The organism is Rhizobium cerradonense (assembly GCF_030182455.1).
Classification (GTDB): Bacteria; Pseudomonadota; Alphaproteobacteria; order Rhizobiales; family Rhizobiaceae; genus Rhizobium.
The window spans coordinates 293,481-319,575 of record NZ_JAQJCK010000003.1; the positions used below are offsets into that span (position 1 = coordinate 293,481).

The window sequence follows — 26,095 nt, forward strand, 5'->3', positions numbered from 1 at the left end:
ACCGGCCGGACGGAACGAGCGACATGTCCGGCGTCAGCCTCCGCTCGCATTGGGTGCCTTAACTACATGAAGACTCCGATGGTTGCCAGCCGACAGAACTGGTTTATTCGCAACCGCATGACGCTGCTGACATTGGCCGTCGTCCTCGCCTATGCCGCCTTCATCGAGTGGTTCTGGGGCTGGAGTTCGATCCTGGCGCAATGGGGCAATGTGGGTGCCCTGCCCATTCTTCTGGCAATGGCGCTCCTGACCAGCACCTACTTCCTTCGCACCTGGCGCATCTACGATTATTTCCCGAAGGAGACCGGCGGTCATTTTACCGCGCTCTTCCGCGTGACGCAGGTCCATAATCTCCTCAACATCATGATGCCCTTCCGCACCGGCGAAACCAGCTTTCCGGTGTTGATGCGCTCCGAATTTGGCATTCCGCTGGCGCGCGGCACCTCGGCGCTGCTCGTCATGCGGCTCCTCGACCTGCATGCGTTGCTTGCCGCGGCGGGTGTCGGCCTGGCGCTCGCCTCGCCCTATCGTGCTCTTGCCTGGGTTCTATGGCTTGCTTTCCTGCTTGTACCGGTCGCCGTTTTTGTCCTGCGCCGCCCGCTGATCAAATTTGCCGGCAAGGCATTGCCGAAGAAGGCACAGGGGCTGGTGCATGAACTGGAACGCGGCCTGCCGGCCAATGGCACTGCCTTTGCCCGCGCCTGGCTGACAACGGTCGTCAATTGGCTGGTGAAGGTCGTGGTGCTCGCCTGGGCGCTCCGCCTGATGAATGTCACACCGCTGTCGGCGAGTTTCGGTGGTGCCGTAGGGGGCGAGCTTTCCTCTGTGCTGCCGGTGCATGCGCCCGGAGGCGTCGGCACCTATCCGGCCGGCATCACCGCCGGTGCCATCGCTTTCGGCGCTCCCGGACAAAAGGCCGCGCTCGACAATCTGGCCCAGGCAAGCATCAGCGCGCATCTCCTGATCGTCGTTTCGGCTCTGACGGGAACGGCACTCGCCTTGCTGATCTCAAGGAAGCGCCACGGATAGGCCTATCGTTCGGTTCTGTCGCCAAGCTCCGCCAGCCGCTTGCGCAGGAACGCCTGTTCGGGCGCCTGATGGCAAAACGAAAGCGCCATCTCGTAGGACCGTCGCGCTTCGTCTTTGCGGTTGAGTTGGCGCAGAAAATCGGCCTTCGCCGCATGAGCCAGATGATATCGGGCCAACCGGTCTTCGCTCAGCAGGCCATTGACGATATCAAGCGCGGCCGCCGGCCCATCGCACATTGAAACCGCGACTGCCCGGTTGAGTTCGATCACCGGCGAGGGATGTGCTACCAGCAGCAGATCGTAAAGCGCCACGATCCGCCGCCAGTCCGTCCGCTCCGTGGTTGCCGCGCGTGCATGCTCGGCGGCGATTGCCGCCTGCAGCGCATAGCTGCCGACGCTTTCGCCCGCCATCGCCTCGGCCGCAAAGGCCAGTCCCTCTCGGATTCTCCTGTGGTCCCAGAGCCTGCGATCCTGATCCGCCAGCAGGATGAGATCGCCGGAAGCGCTCGCCCGTGCGAGACGCCGCGAATCCTGCAGGAGCATCATCGCCAGAAGTCCGGCAACCTCCGGATCTGGCAGGAGCTTTAGGAGCAGGCGACCGAGACGGATGGCCTCGGCGGCAAGGTCGGCGCGGATGATTGTTGTGCCAGACGAGGCGGAATAGCCTTCATTGAAGACGAGATAGATGACATGCAACACCTGCGCCAACCGCTCCGGCAGCTCCGTCTTTGCCGGAACTTCATAGGGAATTCGGGCTGTGCGAATGCGGTTCTTGGCGCGAACGATACGCTGGGCAATCGTCGGCGCGGAAATGAGGAAAGCGTGGGCGATCTCTTCCGTCGTCAGGCCGCAGACTTCGCGCAGCGCCATCGCCATCTGCGCCTCCGCCGGGATGAGCGGATGGCAGCAGGTGAAAATCAGCCTGAGCATATCGTCTTCGATTTCTTCGCTTTCGGCCATCTCGAGCATTTCGCCCTCCGGATACAGGCTGTCGACGATGTCGGCCTGTGAGGCATCGAAGCGCGCTCGCCGCCGGATGTGGTCGATCGCTCGAAAGCGGCCGGTCGAAACCAGCCAGGCATAGGGATTGGCCGGCAACGTCTCTTCCGTCCATTGTTGTGCCGCTGCCGCAAAGGCATCGTGAAGGGCCTCTTCCGCCCGGTCGAAATCGCCGAGCAGACGGATCAGCGTCGCAAACACGCGGCGCGATTGGCTGCGGTAGATCTCGTCGATGGTTTCGTTCAGCGACACGGGCGGTCTCTTGCTCTCCTGTCAGGTGCCGGGAAGGGTGAGTATCCGGATCGGGCGGATTTCGATGGCGCCGTGGCGGCCGGAGGGGATGCGTCGGGCAATCTCCGTTGCGTCGACCATATTGGCAGCCTCGACGAGATAGAAGCCGGCCAGATGCTCCTTCGTCTCGACGAAAGGGCCATCCGTTGTAGAAAGTGCCGATCCGCGTGGGCGGATGACGATGGCCTTGTCGGGCGTAGCCAGAGCATCCGAGAGGATCAGCGTGCCCTTCTTCCGCAGGCTCTCGTCATAGGCAAAGTGCTCGGCGATCAAGCTGTCGACCTCGCTGGAGGTCAACGTGCCGTTCACGTCGGCGGACGTGTAGATCAAGCATAGAAACCGCATATCCATGTCCTCCCACCTTATGCCTATTCATTCGGAAACCTGATGTCATAGGCCGCGCGGACCTCGATCATGCCATAGCGGGCGACGGGGAAGGTGGCGGCGATGCGGGTTGCCTCCTCCATATCCTTCGCCTCGATCAATACGAAGCCGCCAAGATGCTCCTTTATTTCGGCAAAGGGGCCGTCAGTGACGGTGCTCTCGCCCTTGCGTACCCGCACCGTTCTCGCGGTCTCAGGCGCGCGCAATGCGTTTGCCACGACGATATGGCCGCTGTCGCGCAGCCTGTTGTCGTTGTCGATGGATTCCTGCGTCAGCCGCCGGCCTTCTTGCTCGGTGAGGGACATGATCTCGGCGGTTTCGAACCAAACCTGGCAGAGAAATTTCATCGTCGCCTCCTCAAACCTCAGGACCGAAGGAATAGATCGGCCGCACCTCGATGCTGCCGAGCTTTGCCAGCGGAATTCCCGCCGCGACGCGGATCGCGTCGTTCAGGTCCTTGGCATCGATCAGGATGAAGCCGCCGAGATATTCCTTGGTCTCGATGAAGGGGCCATCCGTGACGGATGTCTCGCCGTTGCGGACCCGTACTGTCACCGCCGAACTTGGCGATTGCAGCGCCTCGGCGTGGATCATGTGGCCGCTCGCCATCAGATCGCGGTCATAGCCGAGCGAATCCGAATCGAGCCCGTGCTTTTCCTCCTGCGTCATGGCATCGAGCTTCGTGCCGTCGAACCAGACCTGGCAAAGATATTTCATTGCAGCGTCTCCTCTTTCCATTTGCTGACAGCCATAGACGAGTGGTCCGCAAGCAAATCGACATCCCGGCTGGCAGCATGACAAAAAATTTCTTCGCTGTCGAAAACGCCCGAGGCCACTCGACAAGTTCCGTCATCACCAAAGGAGAGACGGACATGCACACCTTGGAAACGGCGTTGGTGAATTACTGGACCAGAAAGACGTTGTCGGAGAAGGATCTGATGGAGACGCCCGATCTCGGCAAGGTTGTTCTCCGCACCATGGCCGGCTTTGCAGCCTTTGCGGTTCTGATCCTCTGCCTCAATTGGATGGCAACGCCGACGATCGACCGGCCGCAGGTCGCGACCGTCGATCAAATAAGGCTGATGCCGGCGGCGAAAGAATAAAGGGCGAGATGCCCGCCCTAACTGAAGTGCGGGATATGTGCCGCAAAACTCCGACTTTTTGCGATCGCGGCTGTCACTTTATCTGGTGGCAAATCGCTTCTTTGCTTCGTCGGTACTCGGCATATAAAGCGAAACGGCATTTCCATCAGGGTCCCGAAACTGAAACGTTGTGTTGCCCCAGGGCATTGTCTTGAGTTCATGCACGAGGGGCACTTTGTCTTTGAGACGAGCATATTCGGCGTCGATATCGTCGACCTGAAACTCCAGGATGAGACTGCGATTGGCGCAAGGTTCAGCGCTGCCTTCCTTCCAGAGCGCAACCGTTTCCGATGAACCAATCGCTAGTACAGCGCCGGGCAAGACTATTTCGGCAAAGACCGGCGCTAGCCACTGCGCTTTCACGTTGGCGATCATCTCGTAGAAAGCGACCAGTTGCTTGATGTCCGCGGTGATGATGCGTGTCGATGCAAATTTCATTGTGGGCTCCTTTTGACATGATGGAGCTTGTCGCACAGCCCTGTTGCCACCATTATGGCAGCAGGAGTCAGCACATGCGTCGAGCAGATCGCCTGTTTCAGATCATTCAAATTCTGCGTCGGAATACCCGGCCGGTGACTGCCGCTAACATTGCGGAAGAACTTGAGGTCTCGAAACGTACCGTTTACCGCGACATTGGCGATCTAATTGGTCAGAGGGTGCCGATTTCAGGTGAAGCCGGCTTCGGCTATTTGCTCGATTCCGCCTACGACATGCCGCCGCTTATGCTTACGCCAGATGAGATCGAGGCTGTGATACTGGGTGCGCAATGGGTCGCTGGCCATTCCGACACTCTCATCGCCAACGCCGCCCGCGATGTCATCGTCAAAATTGCGGCCGCCGTTCCTGAAAACTTGCGGCCGTTTATCGCCGAGCCAAGCATGGGTGTGAAGCCAGGCTCGCGCCCACCAACGGAAATCATTGACATTGCCGACATCCGGGAAGCGATCCGTCAGAGGCGTAAATTGGCGTTGTGCTATCGGGCAGAGAACGGCGAGATAACGGACCGTATTGTGTGGCCGGTTATCCTCGGCTACGCGGAGAGCCATCGTATGCTGGTGGCCTGGTGCGAATTACGCCAGGATTTCAGGCACTTCCGCTGCGACAGGATCACCACGGCAATTCTGTGCGATGAAATCATTGGCCTGCGCGCCGGCGAACTTCGCCGCAAGTGGCAACAATGGAGAGCGGAACAATTCAAGCTACTCCAGAACCGCACTTAGGAAGTAAGAGCTGCGTTAAAAGCGCTGCACAAAATCCGAGATGGCAACATAAAATCTGGACACTTGATCGGCCGGCGCATCGTTTTCCGGCCAGATCGCGATTAGTTCTTCAAGATTCGTCTTGATCACATGGAAGGTGTCCAGCCCTTCTTGCTCACTGCCGATAAAAACGGTGTGGACCATATTGCCGTAGAGGCCGCAGGTAATGGCAAATGGCACGCGATCACACCTCTCAAGTGTGATGCGCGCGCCGGCGCTATGTTCTTCGTCCAAAACAATAACGCCACCTTCTGAACCCTGACGGCCGACCGTCGAACCACCATCAAAGCTCATCCACGGCACTACATTTCCTCTGTCAACTGCGATTGCCGCCTTGTCGATGGGTCACTGAAACGCCGTTTCGAAGAAGCTGCGCAGCTTGCGTGAATGCAGCGCTTCCGGTGGCATCGCCGCCAGCTTCTGGATGGCGCGGATGCCGATCTGCAGATGCTGGTTCACCTGCGTGCGGTAGAAGGCGGTCGCCATACCCGGCAGTTTCAGCTCACCGTGCAGCGGCTTGTCGGAGACGCAGAGCAGCGTGCCGTAGGGAACGCGGAAACGGAAACCGTTGGCGGCGATCGTTGCCGATTCCATGTCCAGCGCCACGGCGCGGGCCTGCGACAGGCGTTTCACCGGCCCTGCCTGATCGCGCAGTTCCCAGTTGCGATTGTCGATCGTGCCGACCGTGCCCGTGCGCATGATGCGCTTCAGCTCGAAGCCTTCGTAGCCGGTGATTTCTGCCACGGCTGCTTCCAGCGCCACCTGCACTTCGGCAAGCGCCGGGATCGGCACCCACACCGGCAGGTCGTCGTCGAGAACGTGATCCTCGCGCATATAGGCATGCGCCAACACATAGTCGCCGAGCCGCTGGCTGTTGCGCAGGCCGGCGCAGTGGCCGAGCATCAGCCAAGCATGCGGACGGAGCACCGCGACATGGTCGGTGATCGTCTTGGCGTTGGACGGGCCGACGCCGATATTGATCATGGTGATGCCGGCATGGCCCTTCTTTTTCAGATGGTAGGCCGGCATCTGCGGCAACCGTGGCGCGGTCGTGGTGCCCTCCGGTTGGCTGGCGCCAGCCAGCGTGATGATATTGCCCGGCTCGACGAAGGCGGTGTAGCCGTCGCCGCCGCCCTTGGCCATCAGATCGCGCGCCCAGTGGCAGAATTCGTCGATATAGAACTGATAGTTCGTAAAGAGCACGAAGTTCTGGAAATGGGTCGCGCTGGTCGCGGTGTAGTGGGCGAGGCGGGCGAGCGAATAGTCGATGCGTTGCGCGGTAAACGGCGCAAGGGGTGAGGGTTCGCCGGGTGGCGGAATATATTCGCCATTGGCGATCTCGTCGTCGGTGGTGTTCAGGTCCGGCGTATCGAAGATATCGCGCAGCGGAATATCGTCGAAAGCGGCGGCCGAAGCTTCGACGTGCGCGCCTTCGCCGAAGGCGAAATGCAGCGGGATCGGCGTCGTCGATTCCGACACCACGACCGGCACATTATGGCTGCGCATCAACAGGGCTAGTTGTTCTTTCAGATAATGGCGGAATAGCTGCGGACGGGTGATGGTGGTCGTGTAGACGCCGGGTGCGGTGACGTGGCCATAGGAAAGACGCGAGTCGACATGGCCGAAGCTTGTCGTCTCGATGCTGACCTGTGGATAGAAGGCGCGGTAGCGCGCCGTGATCGGCGCACCCTTGGCCAGCTTCGTGAAGCTGTCGATCAGAAACGCGGTGTTGCGCTCGTAAAGCTCAGTCAGAGCATCGACGGCCTTGGCTGGATCGTCGAAGCTCTGCGGCTGAAACGGGCTGGGTGAAGAAATATCGAGGGGTGAAAAAGGAGAGATTCGGTTGCTCATGCGCTATTATAGAGAGTCGTTTTTAACAAGCAAACGACGTTGCAACGCGCGATCTCCGATTTTCGCAGCTATTTTTAATGCCGCTTCGGCGTCCGATTCTCGAAATCGGTGACTTGCTCTATTGTACCGTCGTGCAATAGGGGCTGCCTGTCTGCAGGCAAGTGAAGCTTGCGCCGAAATGCGATTGCGCACCGCTGCGGCCGGTATGCTCCACCGCCACCGAAAATGTAATCGCAAAGATGGCGGCAAACAGCATGATGATGCCGAAACGCCGCGCCATGATGATCGTGTTCATTGTCCTGGCCTACCCGTGCCCTATCCTGGACACTGTTTTGCCATGGTCAGGCTGAACAGGTGCTGAGACACTGGTTCATCCAGTGTTCAGAAATATTAGCAGGTGCATAACCTTGGACCAAAGGTCTTTCCTGAGCGAAGCACGTATTGATCGGCCCCGCCTTCGCTCGGGCGACGTATTCTCTAAAGCCTCGTCCAGGTTTGCGACTTGCAGAAGATCTTGAGCACGCAGCCCTGCATCTTCACGGTTTTACCGCTGACAGTGCCGGAGCCGCTATAGGTCTTGTTGTCCTCGGGATCTGTAAGTTCGCCCGTGTAGGTTCCGTCCTTGCCCTGCATCTTGCCGATCTGGCGGCCGGCATATTTGCCGGTCTTCAGCGTTACGCAGTAGCTGTCGGCGCAGGGTGTGATGGCGGCGGTATCACCCTCCTTGGTCTTCCAGTTGCCGACGATCGGCTCGTCGGCCAAGGCCACGCCTGCGCTGAAGAGCAGCGCGGCGGTGAGAATGGTGGCACGGATCATAATCTTTCCTCCCCGAATGTCCTTCGGCCCCAGCCCGGACGTGGTGACGTTATCCAATACGAACGCAAAGGCAAATACACTTTCCGGCGCGATTTTCGCCGCAGATCAGCCGCCCTGTCACATCGAAAAAATAACGCACCTTGTTTCAGCGGCTGTTTTCGTGGTGAACGAAGGGTTTAGATCCAAATCTTAACGAGGTGTAAAGCTCGCCCAACAATCCTTAATTTGCAAGGGAAGCGATGTTTAACAAAATCCCAAGTTTACCAAGCATTTGTACTTTGTTTGCATCGAATTAAGCATGCATTTTAGCCGTTTTTTGAAAGCCGTCTGCGATAGTGAAGTCATCAAACGAGCGGGGCAAACCCGCCGACCGGAAGGATCATCAAGCCGTGATAGACGGCAAGGTCTGGAAGGAAAAACAGGGTCGATAACGAATAAACTGAAACAGGGATTGAACCGATGGCACGCTTCGAAATACCGACATCCGAAATGGCCATGATGGGTGGCAACAGCGCTGAGGCCCTTTGCGAGCTGGGCATAATCTATGCGACCGGCAGGGGCTGCCAGGCAGACCTCGTTGCCGCCCATAAATGGTTGAACATCGCCGCCATCAAGGGCAGCGACCGCGCCGCCGAGCTCCGCGCCGACGTCGCAGCAACGTTGACCAAGATGCAGCTCGCCGCAGCGCTCCGCGCCGCCCGCGAGTGGATGACCACGCACTGAAGCGCGCCACAAAGAATACGACAATAGCCTCGAAAGAGGGGACCGGCAGCGGGCGGAGAGGCGCGCTGCCACAATCAGGAAAACCGCGACCGGCAGGAAACAAGGCCGGCGCGGTTTTTTGATATTTTCGGTGTCAGCCGATCGCCTTCAACACCTTCGGCAGTGCTTCGGCCAGAAGGTCGAGATCGTGCTTCGGGCCGACGCTGATGCGAATGCAGCGATTGAGGGGCGCCACGCCGGGCATGCGGATGAAGACGCCATGTTGGATCAGCCCATCGACGATGGCGCGCGCATAGGCACCCTCGCGGCCGCAATCGACAGCAACGAAATTGGTGGCGGAGGCAAGCGGCGAAAGCCCGTTGTTGCGGGCGATCACGCCGATATGTTCCCGCGCGGCGTGGATTTTGCCGACGACTTCGGCGAGATAGGCCTGATCCTTCAGCGCCGCGAGCGCGGCTGCGGTCGCCAGCCGGTTCATGCCGAAGTGATTGCGGATCTTGTCGAAAGCCAACACTGTCTCCGGCACGCCAATGGCATAGCCGACACGCGCGCCCGCAAGGCCATAAGCCTTGGAGAAGGTGCGGGTGCGCAGCACGTTCGGCAGATCGATCAGCGCGGAAATATCGGGCAAGGAGCCGGCGGGGCCGGTTTCGCTATAGGCCTCGTCGAGGATGAACATGCAGCTTTCCGGCAAGGCGCGGGCAAAGTCGACGATCTTGTCGGCGTCCCACCAGCTTCCCATCGGATTGTCGGGGTTGGCGAAATAGACGAGCGGCGCGTTTTCGCGCTTCACCGCCTCCAGCAGCCCATCGAGATCCTCGCGATCGTTGACATAGGGCACCGTTACCAGCCGGCCGCCGAAACCGGCGACATGGAAATTGAAGGTCGGATAGCCACCGAGCGACGTGACGACGGGTGCTCCCGGCTCGACCACCATGCGCACGATGAGACCGAGCAGGCTGTCGATGCCTTCGCCGATGGCGATGTTCGCGGACGTGATGCCGAGATGCGCGGCGAGCGCTGCCTTCAATGCGAAATTTTCCGGATCGTTGTATTTCCAGATATCGCCTGCCTGCTCGCGCATGGTCTCGATGACGGAAGGGGCAGGGCCGAAGCCGTTTTCATTGGCGCCGATACGCGCCTGGACGGTCAGGCCGCGCTGACGTTCCAATGCTTCCGGGCCAACGAAGGGCACGGTGGAGGGGAGGGCGCTGATCAGCGGGGTGAAGCGCGAAAAGGCGGACATTCTGGCTTATCTTCCCGAATTCTGTTGCAAGGCGCAGCACAATAGGCGCTTGGCGAGCCGTTGCAAGGGCGGAAAAGCCTGGTGCCGACGGCTATTGCCGCTGGCGTTGGCCTCGGGCAGCTAGCGCTTCCGTGTTGCCGATCATGAAATCGGCGCGCACGACGCGTCTCAATGTTTCCGGTTCGATCAGGTTGATGAAGCGAACGTTGACCCGATTGTCTATCCGGCTGATTTCGGCGCAACCGATGCGATAGGCAAGGCCAAGGATGTTCAGATAATAATGTCTTGGCAGGCCTACGGTCGTGCCGACGATGAAGCTGGCGCCGCCCTGCGAGATGTCGATGATCTCGGCGCTGCGCACCGAAATGCCTGTCAGGCATGGGCGCACGGCAATGATACGCGCCGGGCGTTGAACGAAGAACCGTTCCCACCTGTGCTCGTAGACTTCGGATTTGACTTTCGCCAGATGCGTTGCGCGAAGCATTGTCATTCCCCGTTGGAGGCCACCGAATTCATCTCGGTTTATAGCATGAACCTTGCACGGAGATTTTGCGTAAGCGTCAACAGGGCCAATCGAATTTTAACGAATCGGCGGTTTTTCAGCCGGTTGGGCGATATCGCATCCTCCACAGGCAGTTTTTGAACCCTTCGCGTTACGAGACGTTCTTTTTTTATCGACGGTTTTTTGGCCGTATCACAAAGCGCAAGGACAGGAACGATGGTCGATATCAAAATTTCCCGAGGAACATGGGTTGTCGTTTGCGACGGTGCCAAGGCGCTGATCCTGAAGAGTTCGAATGGCGGCCCCCATCCAGATTTAAAAACCTGCGAAACCATGGAGCAGCCGCATGAACCGGATCGGGAACTCGGCGCGGACAAACCGGGACGCACGCACCAGGCCGACGGGTTTGCAGGCAGCGCCGTGGAAGAAACGGAATGGCACGAGCAGGCGGCGGCGGAATTTTTGAAAAATGTCGCGGCAAAGGTCGATGCGCTCGTGCAGCAGAAAGGTATCAACCGCCTCATCCTCGTGGCGCCCCCGCGCGCACTCGGCGTCCTGAGGCCCCATCTCGGGGCGCATTCGCAGGCGGTTATCGTGGCAGAAGTCGGCAAGGACCTGACGAATTTTCCCGTCGATCAGATCGAGCGTCATCTTGTCGCCTGAGAAGTTGGAAAGGGGCGAAATATCGCCCTGTTTCGGTGAATGCGCCTGCATAGCCTCATCTTGACAGCGGCATTAGCTTCGATCATACGGAAAATCCGGTTCGAGGCACCGGCCGCTCGCGGATGAAAATCCATGGTGAAGCCTCGCGAATTTGGTCACAGCCATCTGGCGCATGCTGACTGGCGGTAATGCGAGCTCCGATCTGCAGTCGTAAATGCATGCCTTTTAAGAGGCTGACTCCGTGACGACGATCTATCCGTCCATCGATGAATTGAAAGCGCAGGCCAAACGTTTACGCCAAGCCATGGCCGAGCGCGGTGGCGACGTGGCCCATAGCGCGGCCCTTGAATTGGTCGCCAAGCAATACGGGCTGCGTGACTGGAACACGCTTTCGGCGCTTGCCGCAAAACCGAATACGCCGCCGAGCGCACCGGTTGCCGTCGGGACCGCAGTTCGCGGCCGCTACCTGAACCAGCCCTTCACCGGCAAGGTCCTAACGCTCTCGGAGCAGTCCGGCGGGCTTTACAGGATCACCATCCATTTCGACGCTCCGGTGGATGTCGTGACCTTCGAGAGCTTCTCGGCCTTCCGCCAGCGCATCAACGCCCAGATCGACGTCAACGGCATTTCGCCGCGCAAGACCTCCGACGGCGTGCCGCATCTGGTTTTGGACATCTAGTATTCACCTCTTCATCATTCGATCGCGGCCGGCATTTGTCGACGCGCGATGCTGCCTGGATTTTTTCTATGACGAATCATTCCGAACGCAACATGTTCCTGAGCGGCTGGCTGCCGGGCGTCTTTGCCCGCACGGCTGCGCCGATCATCATGATCACGACCGTCAACGGCCTGTTTGCCGTCGTCGATGCTTATTTCCTCGGTGCCTATGTGGGTGCCGATGCCCTTTCGGCGGTCAGCCTCATTTTTCCGGCACTGATGCTGCTGATCGCGCTACAATCGCTGGTCTCCAACGGCATGGCGAGCATCCTGGCGCGCCGCCTGGGGGCAGGAGATCGCCCTGGGGCGAGGCAGGCTTTCAGCGCCGCCCATGGCCTGGCCTTGGCTGTGGTGATCCTTGTCAATGCGCTCTATTGGACGATCGGGCGGCAGATCATCGTGACGGCTGCGGCTGATAATGCCGCTATCGCCGCCAATGCCGGCGCGTTCATGGGCATCATGATCGGCTTTGCTCCGGTGAGCTTCCTGTTGTCGGTGCATGTCGACGCTCTGCGTTGCGAAGGCAAGATTGGCTTCATGACGCTGGTGACGCTTGCCTCCACCCTGCTCAATATCCTCGCCAACTGGCTGCTGATGGCGATACTGCATTGGGGCGTCATCGGCTCAGCCGCAGGGTCGATCGCGGCGCAATTCATATGCCTGGCGATCATCCTGCTCTACCGCTGGCGGCAGCCAGGCGCACTGAGGCCCTCGATATCGTTTCCGGTTGCCGAATGGCGCGGGATCATAGCCTTCGGCGCGCCGATGAGCCTCGGTTTCATCGGCATATCCCTGAGTTCCGCAGCAATCCTCTTCAATCTGGCGATCTGGCACCAGGGGGATTATGTCGCGACGGTCGGGGCATACGGAATCATCACCCGCGTGATGACCTTCGCCTATCTGCCGCTCCTCGGCCTCAGCATCGCCCTGCAGACGATATCCGGTCACAACCACGGCGCCGCGCTTCCCGCCCGCGTCGGCCGGAGCCTGCAGATCGCGATGGTGTCGGCGCTGATTTATTGCAGCGCGGTGGAATTGGCCGTCGAAATGCTGGCGGGCAGGCTTGGTGGCGTCTTTGTCGGCGATGCCGTCATCGTTGCGGAGGTGGGACGGATTTTGCCCTGGACGGTCGGCGCCTATTTCCTCTTCGGGCAGATGATCGTGCTGTCGTCCTATTTCCAGTCGATCGGCGATGCGAAGCGAGCGGCGATCTTCGGCCTGGCGCGACCCTATCTCTTTACGCTGCCCCTGACATTCCTGCTGCCTTTCGCCTTCGGCGAAACCGGAATCTGGATGGTGCCGGTCTTCGCCGAAACGGGAATGCTTCTGCTTACGTGGTTGGTACTGTCGCGCAACGCCAGGGACCGCGGCTGGCGATACGGTCTGCTACCGGTATGAGCAAAAGGCCGCGTCCTTGAGGCGCGGCCTTTAGCGGCATTCAGGCCTTGAGGAGCCACTCATGTTCCGGCGCGTTGTGGAACTTCCAGACGCGTTTCGGGCCGGCCATGACGTTGAGATAATAAAGGTCGTAGCCATGGCAGGCCGCGCATGGGTGATATCCCTTGGGCACAAGCGTCACATCGCCGTCCTCCAGCGCCATGACCTCGTCCAGTGAACGATCGTCGGTATAAACCCGCTGGAAGCCGAACCCCTGAGGCGGGTTCAGGCGGTGATAATAGGTCTCCTCGAGGAAGCTTTCGTTCGGCAGATTGTCCTGATCATGCTTGTGCGGCGGATAGGAGGAGGTGTGACCGCCCGGCGTGATGACTTCGACCACGAGCAGCGAATGCGCCGCGCCGTCATCCTCCGGCATGATGTTGTTGACATAGCGGACATTGGTGCCCTTGCCGCGCGTTACCGCCGGATGCGTGCCGGGCGGAATGGCGCGGGCTTCATACGAGCCGCCGCCAGGAGCGGAGCAGACGGCCAGTTCGAGGTCGGTCTCGGCGACGACGGACCAGTTGGAGCCGGCCGGAATATAAAGCGCATGCGGCGCGCCTTCGAAGGGGCTCATGCGTCCGCCAAGCGAGCCGAAATCCTTCGCGCCAGCCTTGGCGCTCGCCTTGCCGCTGACCCAGACCAGGCAGACCTCGCGATTGCCCGTCTCGGCGGAGGCGGTCTCGCCGGGTTTCAGCCGGTAAAGGTCGAAGCCGACATACGTCCAGCCGGCGCTTTCGGGCGTGACATGGCTGACACGACCATGGGAGCCATCAGGTTTGACCTTGAGATTTGGCATGGGTGTTCGTCCTCTATTGCTTGGGAGCCTCCTCGCCAACCCCTGGATAGCGGGCGAGGAGGGGCGCTCGTCTTTACCCCTTGGGAAAGCCTTCGGTTGCCACCGTATAGCCCGCCGCTGTCATGACGCGCATCAGCTCGGCATGACCGATCTCGGCCATCTTCTGCGGCGGCGCCTTGCGCGGGTCCTGTTCGGCCTCGACCACGAACCAGCCTTCATAGCCGTAATCGGCCAGACGCTGGACGATGGCGCCGAAATCAAGCGAGCCGTCGCCCGGCACCGTGAACGCACCGAGCGCCACTGCGTCGAGGAAGGATTGGCGGCTGCGATCCAGACCATCCACAACGGGCTTGCGGATATCCTTGACGTGAACGTGGTTGATGCGGGCGTGGTGGTTGTCGATGGCACGCAGAACGTCGCCGCCGGCAAAGGCTAGGTGACCGGCATCGAGCAGAAGCGGAATGCCTGCGCCGGAATTGCGCATGAAGGCGTCGAGTTCCGGTTCGGTTTCGACGACTGCGGCCATGTGATGATGGTAGGAGAGCGGCATGCCCTGCTCGGCGCACCATTCGCCGAATTCGGTGACGCGGCGGGCATAGGCCTTCATCTCGTCATCGGAAAGGCGCGGCTTGGTGGCGAGCGGCTTGGAGCGGTCGCCCTGTATGGAACGGCCGACTTCGCCATAGACGATGCAGGGCGCATTGACGGCCTTGAACAGCGCGATCATCGGCGCGATGCGGTCCTTGTTGGCGGCCAGCTCCTCATTGACAAGCGTGCCGGAGAACCAGCCGCCGCAGAGCGTCACATCGGCGGCGCGCAGGATGGGCAGCATTTCATCCGGATTGCTGGGGAAGCGCCGGCCCTGTTCCATGCCGGTGAAGCCCGCACTGCGCGATTGCCGCAGGCATTCCTCAAGGGATACGTCGTCGCTGAGCTCAGGAAGATCGTCGTTCCACCAGGCGATGGGCGACATGCCGAGTTTGGCCTTCATCAATGGTCTCCTTGAAAATAATGCTGGAGGAGCTGAAACGCTCCTCCAGAAATAGGACGGAAATCGATCAGCCGATACGCTGGGAGGCGCGAGCTTGCTCGTAGGCGGCGCGGGCCTTGTTGACCTCGGCGCGCGGGCTGACCTCAGGAACGGCGACATCCCACCAGTGGCCGCCTTCGTCTGTGGTGATCAGCGGGTCGGTGTCGATGACGATGACCGAGGTGCGGTCGTTCTTTTTCGATGCTTCGAGCGCCTGTTCCAGCTCGGCGATGGAAGCGACCTTGACCGCAACGGCCCCCATGCTCTCGGCATGCGCCCGGAAATCGATCTCCGGCATGATCTCGTGGCGCGAGTCCTTGAGCAGATTGTTGAAGTTGGCGCCACCCGTCGCCATCTGCAGCCGGTTGATGCAGCCGTAGCCCCTGTTGTCGAGAAGGACGATCGTGAGTTTCAGGCCGAGCATGACCGAGGTCGCCAGCTCCGAATTCAGCATCATGTAGGAGCCGTCGCCGACCATGACGATGACTTCCTTGTCCGGCCGCGCCATCTTCGCGCCAAGGCCGCCGGCAATCTCATAGCCCATGCAGGAGAAGCCGTATTCCATATGGTAGCTGCCGGGCGCGGTCGCCGGCCAGAGCTTGTGCAATTCGCCGGGCAGGCCGCCGGCCGCGCACAGGAGGATGCTTTTCTCGTCGCCGATCGTGCGAGTGACGGCGCCGATCACCTGGGCGTCGGAGGGCAGGGCGCTATTCGTCGTCGCCATGGCCTTGGCGGCAGCCTCGATCCAGATCTTCTTTTCCTGTGTAGCCTTCTCGACAAGCACTGCCGGAGCTTTCCAGCCGGAAAGGCCGGCGAACAGGGCCTTTAGTCCTTCGCGCGCATCCGTCACCAAGGGGTGACCATTGTGCTTGAACGCATCATAGGCCGCGATGTTGAGGCCGATCATCGTCAGCTTTTCGTTCTTGAAGAGCGCCCAGGAACCGGTGGTGAAATCCTGGCAGCGGGTGCCCACCGCGATCACCAGATCGGTTTCCTCGGCAATCGCGTTGGCAGCCGATGTGCCGGTAACGCCGACCGAGCCAAGTGCCAACGGGTGGGTCTCATCGATCGCCGATTTGCCCGCCTGTGTCACGACGACCGGAATGCCGTGCGCTTCCGCGAAAGCGGCAAGCTCCTTCGTTGCCTGTGAATAGAGCACGCCGCCGCCGGCGACGATCACGGGCTTTTCGGATTTGCGGATCAGCGCGATGGCGTTTGCCAGTTCGTCCGCATCCGGCTGCGGACGGCGCTGCGTCCAGACATGTTCCTCGAAGAAGCTCTCCGGATAGTCGAAGGCTTCCGCCTGCACATCCTGGCAAAGCGACAATGTCACTGGACCGCAATCGAGCGGGTCGGTCAGCACTTGCATGGCGCGCTTCAGCGCCGTGATGATCTGCTCGGGCCGGGTGATGCGGTCGAAGTAGCGCGAAACCGGACGGAAGGCATCGTTGGCTGACACCGTGCCATCGCCAAAATCCTCGATCTGCTGCAGCACCGGATCGGGCGCTCGGTTGGCGAAGACATCGCCGGGCAGGAACAGCACGGGGATGCGGTTGACATGCGCGACGCCCGCGGCGGTCACCATGTTCAGCGCGCCGGGACCGATCGATGTCGTGCAGGCCATGAAGCGCTGACGGAAACCGGCCTTCGCATAGGCGATGGCGGCATGCGCCATGCCCTGCTCATTGTGGGCACGGAAGGTCGGCAACTCGTCGCGCACCTGATAGAGCGCTTCCCCCATGCCGGCGACGTTGCCATGGCCGAAGATCGCCCAGACGCCGCCGAAGATCGGCTGCTTCTGGCCATCGATCACAGTCATCTGGTTTTTGAGGAAATGCACGACAGCCTGCGCCATCGTCAATCGGATCGTATTGCCCATGGGGCGCCTCCCAAATGCATTTTAGTCCATTGTTTGCGCATCGCTTTCCCCGAAACTTTTCGGAGCAATGCGCCTTCTATTCCAGGCCGCGGGTTTTCAGCCACGCCTGGGTCAATTGTTGGAAGCGGCCAGCCATGTCGGCGATCGCTTCCTCGTCGTTCATGCCGCCCGACATCCAGGCGCGCGCCGCATCGGAAAAGATCGTCCGTCCGACGGCAAAACCCTTGACCGAGGGCGCGGCCAGCGTCGCCTCGAAGCTGCGGATCAATTCTTCTGCCGGCGCTTCCAGGCCAAGCAGCACGATACCCCTGCACAATGGATCATTTTTGGCGATTACGGCATCGATTTTTTTCCAGGCCGCGGTCGATTCCTGCGGTTCCAGCTTCCACCAGTCCGGCTTGATGCCGAGCGCATAGAGCTCTTCCATCGCCGTTGGGATCGTATCGTCAGTCAGCGGCCCGTTCTTGCCGGCAATGATCTCGACCAACAGCTCGCGGCCGACCTTACGCGCTGCTTCGAACAGGGTGCGTAGCTTCTCCTGCTGCTCCGCCTTCAACTCCGCGGGATCGTCGGGATGATAGAAGCAGAGGCATTTGATGCAATGATTGAGGGGCCATTCGGTGAGCTGCGAACCGATATCCTGGCTGAACTCGAATTTCAGCGGCTTCGAGCCCGGCAATTCAACGGGACGACCGATCCAGGAGAAATTCTTCGCGGCGGCGTCGAAGAAGGCATCGCGGCCGAAGCGCTCGTCGATGAGCATGCCATAGCCGGACCGACCGCCCGAAACGCGCGCCGCCGCCTCGACCGCAAGCCGCTTGAAGGCAACGATCCTGTCATGGCCGATGCCCAGCTCGTCGGCGACGCTGACGAGTTGCGAGCGATGATCGATGGCAAGCGCCATCAGCAGTGGGATCTCGCCGCGTCGGGTCGTCGCCCAATGAAGATGGTTGATCGCCTCGTCCTTACGCAGGGCCCGGTGTTTGCTGCCCGTCTTCAGGAAGAAATCGAGCTCGGCCCAGGTCGGATATTCCGGCGAGCAGAGCAGGCGGGAGACCGCAAAGGCACCACAGGCATTGGCCCAGGTGGCGCAGGTCTTCAGCGGTTCGTCGCGCAGGAAGCCGCGCAAGAATCCGGACATGAAGGCATCGCCGGCGCCGAGAACGTTGAACACCTCGATCGGAAAGCCCTGGCCGACAATGCCGTCTTCGAGGTCATCCGAGATAGGGCCATCATAAACGATGCAGCCCATGGCGCCGCGCTTCAGCACGATGGTTGCCGAGGAAAGGCGGCGGATTTCCTTGAGAGCGCCGAGCACATCATCTGCGCCCGAGGCAATCATGATCTCCTCTTCGGTCCCGATGATCAGGTCGCAATCCGGCAGCGTCTCTTTCATCTTCGACGACACGCGATCCGACTTCACATAACGTTCGAAGCCCTCGGCGTGGCCGGCGAGGCCCCAGAGATTCGGCCGGTAGTCGATGTCGAAGATCACCTTGCGGCCGTTCGCCTTGGCGATGCGAATCGCCTTGCGTTGCGCGGCCTCCGTGTTCGGCTTGGAAAAATGCGTGCCGGAGACGAGGACGGCGCGAGAGGATTGAATGAAATTCTCATCGATATCATCCTCGTCGAGCGCCATGTCGGCGCAGTCGGAACGATAAAAGATCATCGGCGACACGCCCTCGGCCTCGACCGCAAGCAACACCAGTGCCGTCAGCCGCTCCTTGTCGGTGGCGATCCCTTCTGTCGCGACGCCTTCGCGTGCCGTCTGTTCACGGATAAAGCGGCCCATCTGCTCGTCACCAACGCGGGTGATCAAGCCGGATTTCAAGCCAAGGCGAGCCGTGCCGATAGCGATATTGGCCGGGCAGCCGCCAACGGATTTCGCAAAAGATGCAATATCCTCAAGCCGCGAGCCGATCTGCTGCCCATAAAGATCGACGGAGGAGCGGCCGATGGTGATCACGTCGAGTGTCGGCTCCGGCTGGGCGCCAGGATTGTCGTGTGCCATAATGTCCTCCCGTCCAGGCATGATCCCGATAACTCTTCAGTTTTCTTTGGGGTCACGCATTATTGAATGTGCCGGTCCGTCCGTCTTCGTTTTCGTCCGGGCTCTGGTCTATTTTGCGGCCATCTCCCGCAGCCGCGTTCATGGATGTAATGAAACATTGGTTCCGTAATTTTGTCAATTCGGAATGTTTATTCCATTTTGGTTTTGTGGAATTTTGCAACCGCTTCTTTCCTCCGCCGTTCGGCGATGGCGACAGGGAAGGCCATGATCAGCGCCATGGATGCCGACAGCGAGCGGAAGCCGGCAAAATCGGCCTCCGCCACCTCGAACCAGTGAGTGGCGCAGCCGGTAAGCGGTGAAAAGGCCGAATCGGTAATAGCGATGACCGGCACGTTGCGTGCGGCGAGGTCCTGCGCCTGGGCGAGGCTGTCGGCAGCGTAGGGAGAGAAGCTTGCGGCAATCGCCGCGTCCCTTTCCGTGGCAAAGCGGGCGAGCTCGCCGTCGATGCCGTTCGGCGAAGCGACGATCTGATGGCGGATGTTCAGTTTGGAAAAGGCGTAGGTCATATGCGCCGTCAGCGGATAGGAACGGCGCTTGGCGATAAGATAGATCGTCTCGGCAGCGGCGAGCACATCCACCGCCTTGGCAAACGTATCCGTCTCGATCGTGGCGGCAAGCTTGTTGACCGACTGGCTGGCGGCAGAGAGAAAGCCTGAGAGAATCCCGGCCTCTTCATCCTCGATGCCGGATTGTTCGAGTGTGATCAGCCGCTCTTCGTAGCTCAGCGTCCGGTCGCGCAGCCGCTCGCGGAAAATGCTCTGCAGGTCGGAGAAGCCGCCGTAACCGAGATGATGGGCAAGACGCACCAGCGTCGAAGGCTGGACATCCGCGGCGGTGGCAATGCTTGCCGTGGTACCGAACGCGATTTCATCCGGATTGCCGAGTGCGAAAGCCGCGACCTGCGCCAGACGTTTCGGCATGGAATTCTTACGCTCGATGATGATGCTGCGAAGGCTTTCAAAATCCCGCGGCACCTTGGTTCGCGTTTCGATTTCGTTGTCCATGCCTCACCCTTCTCGACGTCATACCCGTCAATGAAACAAATATTCCATATTTTGCACGATAACGGATTTTGGATAACTCGGCACGATTATTTTTAAGTGTGTGAATTTACTTCAATAAATTCCATTCCGCTGACGATGTGGCGCAATTGGCCGATGCGCCGGCTTGTCAAAACGGTCCAAATATTCCAAAAATCGCCGCGGGCTTCAGGAGGAAGCCGGTGGAGGAAATGGATATGAAGTCGCTTGGCGTCGGATTGATCGGAACCGGCTATATGGGCAAATGCCATGCGCTGGCGTGGAATGCGGTCAAGACCGTCTTCGGCGATGTTGAGCGACCGCGTCTCGTGCATCTTGCCGAAGCCAATCCCGACCTGGCAAAAATGCGTGGCGATGAATTCGGCTTCGAAAAGGCGACCGCCGATTGGCGTGAGCTGATCGCCGATCCCGAGGTCGATGTCGTCTCCGTCACCACGCCCAATCAATTCCATCCGGAAATGGCGATCGCGGCGCTGGAAGCCGGCAAGCATGTCTGGTGCGAAAAGCCGATGGCGCCGGCCTATACCGACGCCGAACGCATGCTGAGCGCCGCCAAGGCCTCGGGCAAGGTCGCCGTCCTCGGCTACAACTATATTCAGAATCCCGTGATGCGGCATATCAAGGCGCTGATCGGCGAAGGCGCGATCGGCGAGGTCAATCACGTCCGTGTCGAAATGGATGAAGACTTCATGGCCGATCCGGAGGGCCTCTTCTATTGGAAGAGCGAGCTTGCCGGCGGCTATGGCGCGCTTGACGATTTCGCAGTGCATCCGCTGTCGCTGCTCTGGTTTCTGTTCGGCCATGTCGAAGCTGTCATCACCGATATGGTGAAGCCCTATGCCGAACGGCCGTTGAAGGACGGCGGGCGCCGCGCCGTTGAGAATCACGATCTCGCCAATGTGCTGATGCGGCTCGGGGGCGGTATTTCTGCGGTGCTGATGGCGAATCGCTCCGCCTGGGGGCGCAAGGGCCGCATTGCGCTGCAGATCTACGGCTCGAAAGGCTCGATCGTCTACGACCAGGAGCGCATGAACGAATTCGAGCTTTATCAGGCGGACGGCAGGCAAACCGAACAGGGCTTCCGCAGAGTTCTTGCGGCGCCGGCGCACCGACCCTATGACCGGTTCATCCCTGCGCCTGGCCACGGACTCGGTTTCAATGATCTGAAGATCATCGAATGCCGGGAGCTGATCCGCGCCATTTCCGGCGACGCGGCGTCCGTCGTAAGCTTCTTGGACGGTTTGCGCATCGAAAAGTCGGTGCACGCCATGGCCCGATCATTCCATGAGCGCCGCTGGGTCGAGATACCGGCCTGAAGTCCTGCCCCAATTTTCCCCCGATCTCCGGCGCAAGGTCAGCTATGATTGACGCTTGCAAGGGTAGGCGTTACCCCTGAAAACCGCGAGGGCGACGCCTATATCAAGGTAACGAGCCGCCATAACCATATATAATGGAGTAAGGATCGTGACGGGCAGATTGGTCATTGTCGGGGCCGGGCAGGCCGGTTTCGCGCTTGCCGCCAAATTGCGGGCGCTTGGAGATTCGAGGCCGATCACTATCATCGGCGCGGAGGAAAACCTTCCCTATCAGCGACCGCCGCTGACAAAAAAATATCTTCTCGGCGAGATGGCCTTCGACCGGCTCTTGTTCCGCCCTGAGCATTGGTATGCCGACAACAATGTCGAGATCCGTTTGTCCACCTGGGTCGAGCAGATTGATCGCGCGGCAAAACAGGTGGTCATGCAGGACGGTTCGGCGCTGGGCTATGACACGCTGGCGCTGGCGACCGGCGCAACGCCGCGCGAGTTGCCGCCCTCCGTCGGGGGTGCGCTTGAAGGCGTCTATCTCGCCCGCGATAAACGCGATGCCGATCAGCTCGCCGCCGAAATGCGCGCGGGCCGCCGTGTTCTCATCATCGGCGGCGGTTATATCGGCCTCGAAGCGGCGGCGGTTGCCCGCCATCGCGGCCTCGAAGTCACGCTTATAGAAATGGCAGACAGGATCCTGCAGCGCGTCGCCGCCAAGGAGACGGCCGACATCATGCGGACTATTCACCGTGGACACGACGTCATCATCCGCGAAAAGACGGGCCTGAAGCAACTGGTTGGCAAGAACGGCCATGTCGTCGCCGCCGAGCTGTCGGACGGGTCCACCATAGATGTCGATTTCGTCATCGTCGGCATCGGCGTTGCCCCGAACGACCGGCTGGCCAAGGAAGCGGGGCTGGAAGTCGGCAACGGTATCATCGTCGATTCGTTTGCCCGCACCTCCGACCCCGCGATCTTCGCTGTGGGCGATTGCGCGGAACTGCCTTGGAACGGCGGCCGCATCCGTCTCGAATCGGTACAGAATGCCGTCGACCAGGCCGAAGCCGCAGCCGGAATCATTGCAGGCGGCAACGAGCCCTACGATCCGAAGCCATGGTTCTGGTCGGATCAATATGACGTAAAATTGCAGATCGCTGGCTTCAACGTCGGCTATGACGAAACCCTTTTGCGCGCCGGCGCTCGAGAAGGATCGGCTTCGGTCTGGTATTTCAAGGAGGGCCGCTTCATCGCCGTCGACGCTATCAACGACGCAAAGGCCTATGTGACTGGCAAGAAGCTACTGGAAAGCGGCGTCAACCCGGCAAAGGCTGTTTTGGCCGATTCGGCCGCGGACCTTAAGGAGTTGCTGCGTTAAGAGGGACCCGCACGCCGGCTATCTAGTTCTCCCTGCAGGATGCGCGCACCGCCGAATGCAGGGAGAACGTGCAGGGAGGCGAAAAAGCGCTTGCGTCGATAAATGATTGGCCGTATCAGGGCCGCACCGGAGAGGTGGCCGAGTGGTCGAAGGCGCTCCCCTGCTAAGGGAGTATACGTCAAAAGCGTATCGTGGGTTCGAATCCCATCTTCTCCGCCATCCTGCTTTGCACCTTGCAGGACAGCTATTTTCCCCCTTCACCGTTGATATCAAACGACCTCTCACGTCAGTCGTTGCCGATTCTCTTTTTGTCATTTCGCTGCAATCTTGCTGGCACATGATCGATAAAACCGATTCTCGATCGAATCGGTCGTGGCAGAATCACTGGCTCTCGATGCTATGCTGAGATGGCGAAGGTGATTTTGCTTGCTTCGTACTGTTGATGACTATCCCGGCAAATGTCGAAAACAGCGAACACGACGTCGCGGCAGCCATGGTTTTGCCTTGGATCGGCCATTGTGACGGCCGGCCCCGCGCCCACGTCCTCATTTAAAAGCGGCCTGTAAGTGCTGGTACCGTAAGGGCTTTCTTAACAAACTATAAACAAATCCAAGGCCCGTGTGGCGGACTTGTGTCCTTTCGGCAACAGGAATTACGGAAGGCTCACGCAAATCCCCCTTTCCGGTAAGATGTAGATTGCGTGACAGTTCGCGTCTTGTATTTTCAATCTCGGAAGCGAGGGCGATTGATCGTCCACTTCTTGAAACACGAGGATGGGGCAGGGAATGCCTTCGGGTAGTTCTCATTCTCGATTGAAACTTTGACTGGAGGTCAATAATGAACATCAAGAGCCTTCTTCTCGGCTCCGCTGCTGCGCTCGTAGCAGTTTCCGGTGCTCACGCGGCTGACGCTGTTGTTGCCGCTGAGCCGGAGCCGCTCGAATACGTTCGCATCTGCGACGCATACGGCGCTGGCTACTTCTTCATTCCGGGCACCGAAACCTGCCTCAAGATCGGCGGCAAGGTTCGTACCGAAGGTGAATGGTACGACGCTTACAACCCGAACAACGTTCGTGGCACGCTCTGGCACACCCGCGCCGAGCTCAACATCGACACCGCGACCGACACCGAATACGGTCCGCTGAAGACGAACACCATCCTGCGTTGGGATTGGCAGGAAGGTAACTCCACCAGCACCAACCTGCTGTGGGCATACATCAGCCTCGGCGGCTTCACTGTTGGTAAGACGGACTCCTGGTTCAACCAGTTCACCGGTTACGCCGGCGACGTCATCAACGACGACGTGGTCTATGACGGCCCGTACGAACTCAACCAGATCACCTACAACTACGACGCCGGCAACGGCTTCACGGCTGTGATCTCGTTGGAAGACAGCAACTCTGGCGTTGGCGCACATGGCTCTAACGGCGAAGACAGCTCGGATCACTACGCTCCGGACGTCGTTGCCGGTGCTGGCTACAAGGCTGGCGCATGGTCCTTCAAGGTCGTCGGTGGTTATGACTCCATCGTCGAAGAAGGTGCCATCAAGGCTCGTATCGACGCTGACTTCGGCGTTCTCTCTGCCTTCATCATGGGCGGCTGGAACACGGACGGCGACAAGCTGAACAAGTACGCTGGCTCGAACGGTGGCGGCGACGCTGCTGACATCGGCTGGGGCGATTGGGCAGTTTGGGGCGGCGTTGGCGTTCCGATCAACGAAAAGCTGAAGTGGAACCTGCAGCTCGCTTACACCGACTCCAAGATCTTCGCCGCTACGACGAACATCAAGTGGAACCCGGTTAAGAACCTGCTCATCGAGCCGGAAGTTTCCTACACCAACTGGGATTCGATCAACGAAGATCAGTGGGCTGGTATCCTCCGCTTCGAGCGTACCTTCTAATCTGGTTTGACCTCGGTCATAATCTGATTGTCACATTGGTGACGAAAAGCCCGGCTTTTGAGCCGGGCTTTTTGTATTTCGGACAGTCCGATCTTCGCTGCTTTGGATACCGGAGAAGCGGTGCTTCAGTATTTTATTGATTTATAATATACTAACTAAGTATAGATTTTATAACTTGAGTGTTCTCGGAGAGTATTGCCTAGTAGAGTTCAATTTCTGAACATGGAAACTATGTGACAGTTTTGCGACGTGATTTTTGTGCAACGCGAAATTCGAAACGAACGTCACATATGATTATAGTTTGTCTCTGATATTGCTCTGAAAAATTCGATCTGTAGGGTCCAACTCGGAAGCAAGACTTAGCGTCTTGGTTCTCCCAGATCAGGGGTCAACTTTGAACACAGGGGTGGGGTAGGGCCCGTCGATTTCTCGGCGCGAATTCTCATACCTAATCGATATTTAGAACTGGAGTTATTATGAACATCAAGAGCCTTCTTCTCGGCTCCGCTGCTGCGCTGGCAGCAGTTTCCGGTGCTCATGCAGCCGATGCCGTCGTTGCTGCCGAGCCGGAGCCGCTTGAATACGTTCGCATCTGCGACGCTTATGGCGCTGGCTACTTCTTCATCCCGGGTACCGAAACCTGCCTCAAGATCGGCGGCATGGTCCGTACCGAAGGCGGCTGGTACAACGCCTACAACCCGGGTCCGGGCGGCGATCGCGGCACCTACTGGCACACCCGCGCTCAGCTCAGCGTCGACACCGCAACGGACACCGAATACGGTCCGCTGAAGACCAACACCGTTTATCGTTTCGACTGGAACGACGGCAACGCTACGACCACCAAGCTGCTCTGGGCTAACATCAGCCTCGGCGGTTTCCTGGTTGGTAAGCAGGACTCGCAGTACAACCTGTTCGCAGGTTATGCCGGCGACGTCATCAACGACGACGTGGTCTATGACGGCCCGTACGAACTGAACCAGATCACCTACAACTACGATGCAGGCAACGGCTTCAAGGCTGTCGTCTCGCTTGAAGACTCCAACTCCGGTTCGGATACGTCTTCCTACGGCGGCGCTTGGGTTCAGTCCAAGGCTGACCACTATGCCCCGAACGTCGTTGCCGGCGTTGGCTACAAGGCTGGCAACTTCGGCTTCAAGGTTGTCGGTGGCTATGACTCGATCGTCGAAGAAGGCGCTATCAAGGCTCGTATCGACGCCGACTTCGGCGCGTTTACGGCCTTCTTGATGGGCGGCTGGAACACCGACGGCGACAAGCTGAACCAGTATGCCGGTTCGAACCTGAACGCATCTGCTTGCCCGGTTGGCCGTGGCGACCTCTGCGGCTGGGGTGACTGGGCTGTTTGGGGTGGCGTTGGCTATAAGATCAGCGACAAGCTGAAGTGGAACGTGCAGCTCGCTTACACCGACTCGAAGATCTTCGAAGCCACGACGAACCTCAAGTTCAACCCGGTTAAGAACCTGCTCATCGAGCCGGAAGTTACCTACACCAACTTCGATTCTGTAAACCAGGATCAGTGGGCTGGTATCCTCCGCTTCCAGCGCAGCTTCTAATTCGGTTATCAAAAACCGAATTAGCATACACTCTGATCTGACCTCCGATCAGAAGAGGATTGGCCC

General features: G+C 59.5%; 27 protein-coding genes and 1 tRNA gene. 12 read left to right on the forward strand and 16 right to left on the reverse strand.

What is annotated here, in order from left to right; translation table 11 throughout:
• Positions 1-66 precede the first annotated feature (66 nt).
• Positions 67-1,029 (forward strand): lysylphosphatidylglycerol synthase domain-containing protein, encoded by a 963-nt coding sequence (locus PH547_RS09020; protein WP_285168113.1) that lies wholly within the window; start codon positions 67-69, stop codon positions 1,027-1,029.
• Positions 1,030-1,031: 2 nt separating this feature from the next.
• On the opposite strand, the gene PH547_RS09025 is transcribed toward PH547_RS09020, so the two are convergent.
• The 4 genes from PH547_RS09025 to PH547_RS09040 are packed head-to-tail and all read right to left on the reverse strand — an operon-like array spanning position 1,032 to position 3,419.
• Positions 1,032-2,273, reverse strand: coding sequence for an RNA polymerase sigma factor (locus tag PH547_RS09025; RefSeq protein ID WP_283051206.1), 1,242 nt, complete (start codon positions 2,271-2,273; stop codon positions 1,032-1,034).
• A 27-nt stretch (positions 2,274-2,300) separates the two neighbouring features.
• Positions 2,301-2,663 carry a YciI family protein gene (locus PH547_RS09030; protein ID WP_285168114.1) on the reverse strand — a complete coding sequence of 121 codons (363 nt, stop codon included), beginning with the start codon at positions 2,661-2,663 and terminating at the stop codon, positions 2,301-2,303.
• A 23-nt stretch (positions 2,664-2,686) separates the two neighbouring features.
• Positions 2,687-3,049, reverse strand: coding sequence for a YciI family protein (locus PH547_RS09035; protein ID WP_285168115.1), 363 nt, complete (start codon positions 3,047-3,049; stop codon positions 2,687-2,689).
• Positions 3,050-3,059: 10 nt separating this feature from the next.
• Positions 3,060-3,419, reverse strand: coding sequence for a YciI family protein (locus PH547_RS09040; protein WP_285168116.1), 360 nt, complete (start codon positions 3,417-3,419; stop codon positions 3,060-3,062).
• Between the two features lie 155 nt (positions 3,420-3,574).
• Between PH547_RS09040 and PH547_RS09045 the strand changes: the two genes are divergently transcribed.
• Entirely contained in the window at positions 3,575-3,805 is a 231-nt protein-coding gene (locus PH547_RS09045; RefSeq protein WP_104825036.1) for a hypothetical protein, read from the forward strand.
• A gap of 78 nt (positions 3,806-3,883) precedes the next feature.
• On the opposite strand, the gene PH547_RS09050 is transcribed toward PH547_RS09045, so the two are convergent.
• Positions 3,884-4,282, reverse strand: coding sequence for a VOC family protein (locus PH547_RS09050; RefSeq protein ID WP_104822481.1), 399 nt, complete (start codon positions 4,280-4,282; stop codon positions 3,884-3,886).
• Positions 4,283-4,356: 74 nt separating this feature from the next.
• Here PH547_RS09050 and PH547_RS09055 point away from each other — a divergent pair, with 74 nt between their 5' ends.
• Entirely contained in the window at positions 4,357-5,064 is a 708-nt protein-coding gene (locus PH547_RS09055) for a helix-turn-helix transcriptional regulator (RefSeq protein ID WP_104822482.1), read from the forward strand.
• Positions 5,065-5,079: 15 nt separating this feature from the next.
• On the opposite strand, the gene PH547_RS09060 is transcribed toward PH547_RS09055, so the two are convergent.
• The 4 genes from PH547_RS09060 to PH547_RS09075 all read right to left on the reverse strand — a co-directional run bounded on the left by PH547_RS09060 (position 5,080) and on the right by PH547_RS09075 (position 7,770).
• Positions 5,080-5,397, reverse strand: coding sequence for a hypothetical protein (locus PH547_RS09060; protein ID WP_245463970.1), 318 nt, complete (start codon positions 5,395-5,397; stop codon positions 5,080-5,082).
• Between the two features lie 51 nt (positions 5,398-5,448).
• Entirely contained in the window at positions 5,449-6,954 is a 1,506-nt protein-coding gene (locus PH547_RS09065) for an AMP nucleosidase (RefSeq protein WP_104822484.1), read from the reverse strand.
• A 118-nt stretch (positions 6,955-7,072) separates the two neighbouring features.
• Positions 7,073-7,249 (reverse strand): hypothetical protein, encoded by a 177-nt coding sequence (locus tag PH547_RS09070; RefSeq protein WP_181316024.1) that lies wholly within the window; start codon positions 7,247-7,249, stop codon positions 7,073-7,075.
• A gap of 182 nt (positions 7,250-7,431) precedes the next feature.
• The gene (locus tag PH547_RS09075; RefSeq protein ID WP_285168117.1) at positions 7,432-7,770 is read right to left on the reverse strand and encodes a DUF2147 domain-containing protein; all 339 of its coding nucleotides are present in this window, start codon (positions 7,768-7,770) and stop codon (positions 7,432-7,434) included.
• Between the two features lie 459 nt (positions 7,771-8,229).
• Between PH547_RS09075 and PH547_RS09080 the strand changes: the two genes are divergently transcribed.
• A complete protein-coding gene (locus PH547_RS09080) occupies positions 8,230-8,493 on the forward strand; it encodes an SEL1-like repeat protein (protein ID WP_104822486.1) in 264 nt (87 codons plus the stop codon).
• 133 nt (positions 8,494-8,626) lie between these two features.
• Here the strand turns inward: PH547_RS09080 and PH547_RS09085 are convergent, their stop codons facing one another.
• Positions 8,627-9,739, reverse strand: a complete 1,113-nt coding sequence (locus PH547_RS09085; RefSeq protein WP_285168118.1) for a pyridoxal phosphate-dependent aminotransferase — start codon at positions 9,737-9,739, stop codon at positions 8,627-8,629.
• A 91-nt stretch (positions 9,740-9,830) separates the two neighbouring features.
• The gene (locus PH547_RS09090; RefSeq protein WP_104822488.1) at positions 9,831-10,229 is read right to left on the reverse strand and encodes a pilus assembly protein PilZ; all 399 of its coding nucleotides are present in this window, start codon (positions 10,227-10,229) and stop codon (positions 9,831-9,833) included.
• Between the two features lie 228 nt (positions 10,230-10,457).
• Between PH547_RS09090 and PH547_RS09095 the strand changes: the two genes are divergently transcribed.
• From PH547_RS09095 to PH547_RS09105, 3 genes are all read left to right on the forward strand, one after another.
• The gene (locus tag PH547_RS09095) at positions 10,458-10,904 is read left to right on the forward strand and encodes a baeRF12 domain-containing protein (protein ID WP_104822489.1); all 447 of its coding nucleotides are present in this window, start codon (positions 10,458-10,460) and stop codon (positions 10,902-10,904) included.
• A 241-nt stretch (positions 10,905-11,145) separates the two neighbouring features.
• The gene (locus PH547_RS09100) at positions 11,146-11,583 is read left to right on the forward strand and encodes a glyoxalase superfamily protein (protein WP_104822490.1); all 438 of its coding nucleotides are present in this window, start codon (positions 11,146-11,148) and stop codon (positions 11,581-11,583) included.
• Between the two features lie 68 nt (positions 11,584-11,651).
• Entirely contained in the window at positions 11,652-13,019 is a 1,368-nt protein-coding gene (locus PH547_RS09105; RefSeq protein ID WP_283049704.1) for an MATE family efflux transporter, read from the forward strand.
• Between the two features lie 40 nt (positions 13,020-13,059).
• On the opposite strand, the gene iolB is transcribed toward PH547_RS09105, so the two are convergent.
• From iolB to PH547_RS09130, 5 genes are all read right to left on the reverse strand, one after another.
• Positions 13,060-13,857, reverse strand: coding sequence for a 5-deoxy-glucuronate isomerase (gene iolB / locus PH547_RS09110; protein WP_104822492.1), 798 nt, complete (start codon positions 13,855-13,857; stop codon positions 13,060-13,062).
• Positions 13,858-13,930: 73 nt separating this feature from the next.
• The gene (gene iolE / locus PH547_RS09115; RefSeq protein WP_285168119.1) at positions 13,931-14,848 is read right to left on the reverse strand and encodes a myo-inosose-2 dehydratase; all 918 of its coding nucleotides are present in this window, start codon (positions 14,846-14,848) and stop codon (positions 13,931-13,933) included.
• A gap of 67 nt (positions 14,849-14,915) precedes the next feature.
• Positions 14,916-16,766 (reverse strand): 3D-(3,5/4)-trihydroxycyclohexane-1,2-dione acylhydrolase (decyclizing), encoded by a 1,851-nt coding sequence (gene iolD, locus PH547_RS09120; RefSeq protein ID WP_285168120.1) that lies wholly within the window; start codon positions 16,764-16,766, stop codon positions 14,916-14,918.
• Between the two features lie 76 nt (positions 16,767-16,842).
• A complete protein-coding gene (locus PH547_RS09125) occupies positions 16,843-18,777 on the reverse strand; it encodes a bifunctional 5-dehydro-2-deoxygluconokinase/5-dehydro-2-deoxyphosphogluconate aldolase (RefSeq protein ID WP_285168121.1) in 1,935 nt (644 codons plus the stop codon).
• A 188-nt stretch (positions 18,778-18,965) separates the two neighbouring features.
• Entirely contained in the window at positions 18,966-19,841 is an 876-nt protein-coding gene (locus tag PH547_RS09130) for a MurR/RpiR family transcriptional regulator (protein WP_104822496.1), read from the reverse strand.
• Positions 19,842-20,074: 233 nt separating this feature from the next.
• Here PH547_RS09130 and PH547_RS09135 point away from each other — a divergent pair, with 233 nt between their 5' ends.
• The 5 genes from PH547_RS09135 (at position 20,075) to PH547_RS09155 (ending at position 26,029) form a co-directional block, all read left to right on the forward strand.
• Complete coding sequence (locus tag PH547_RS09135) at positions 20,075-21,193, forward strand: Gfo/Idh/MocA family protein (RefSeq protein ID WP_285168122.1); 1,119 nt, start codon at positions 20,075-20,077, stop codon at positions 21,191-21,193.
• A gap of 148 nt (positions 21,194-21,341) precedes the next feature.
• Positions 21,342-22,559, forward strand: a complete 1,218-nt coding sequence (locus PH547_RS09140; protein WP_285168123.1) for an NAD(P)/FAD-dependent oxidoreductase — start codon at positions 21,342-21,344, stop codon at positions 22,557-22,559.
• A gap of 128 nt (positions 22,560-22,687) precedes the next feature.
• Positions 22,688-22,778 (forward strand) — tRNA-Ser (locus tag PH547_RS09145).
• Between the two features lie 618 nt (positions 22,779-23,396).
• Complete coding sequence (locus tag PH547_RS09150; RefSeq protein WP_285168124.1) at positions 23,397-24,458, forward strand: porin; 1,062 nt, start codon at positions 23,397-23,399, stop codon at positions 24,456-24,458.
• 476 nt (positions 24,459-24,934) lie between these two features.
• Positions 24,935-26,029 (forward strand): porin, encoded by a 1,095-nt coding sequence (locus tag PH547_RS09155; protein WP_104822500.1) that lies wholly within the window; start codon positions 24,935-24,937, stop codon positions 26,027-26,029.
• Positions 26,030-26,095: the final 66 nt, after the last annotated feature.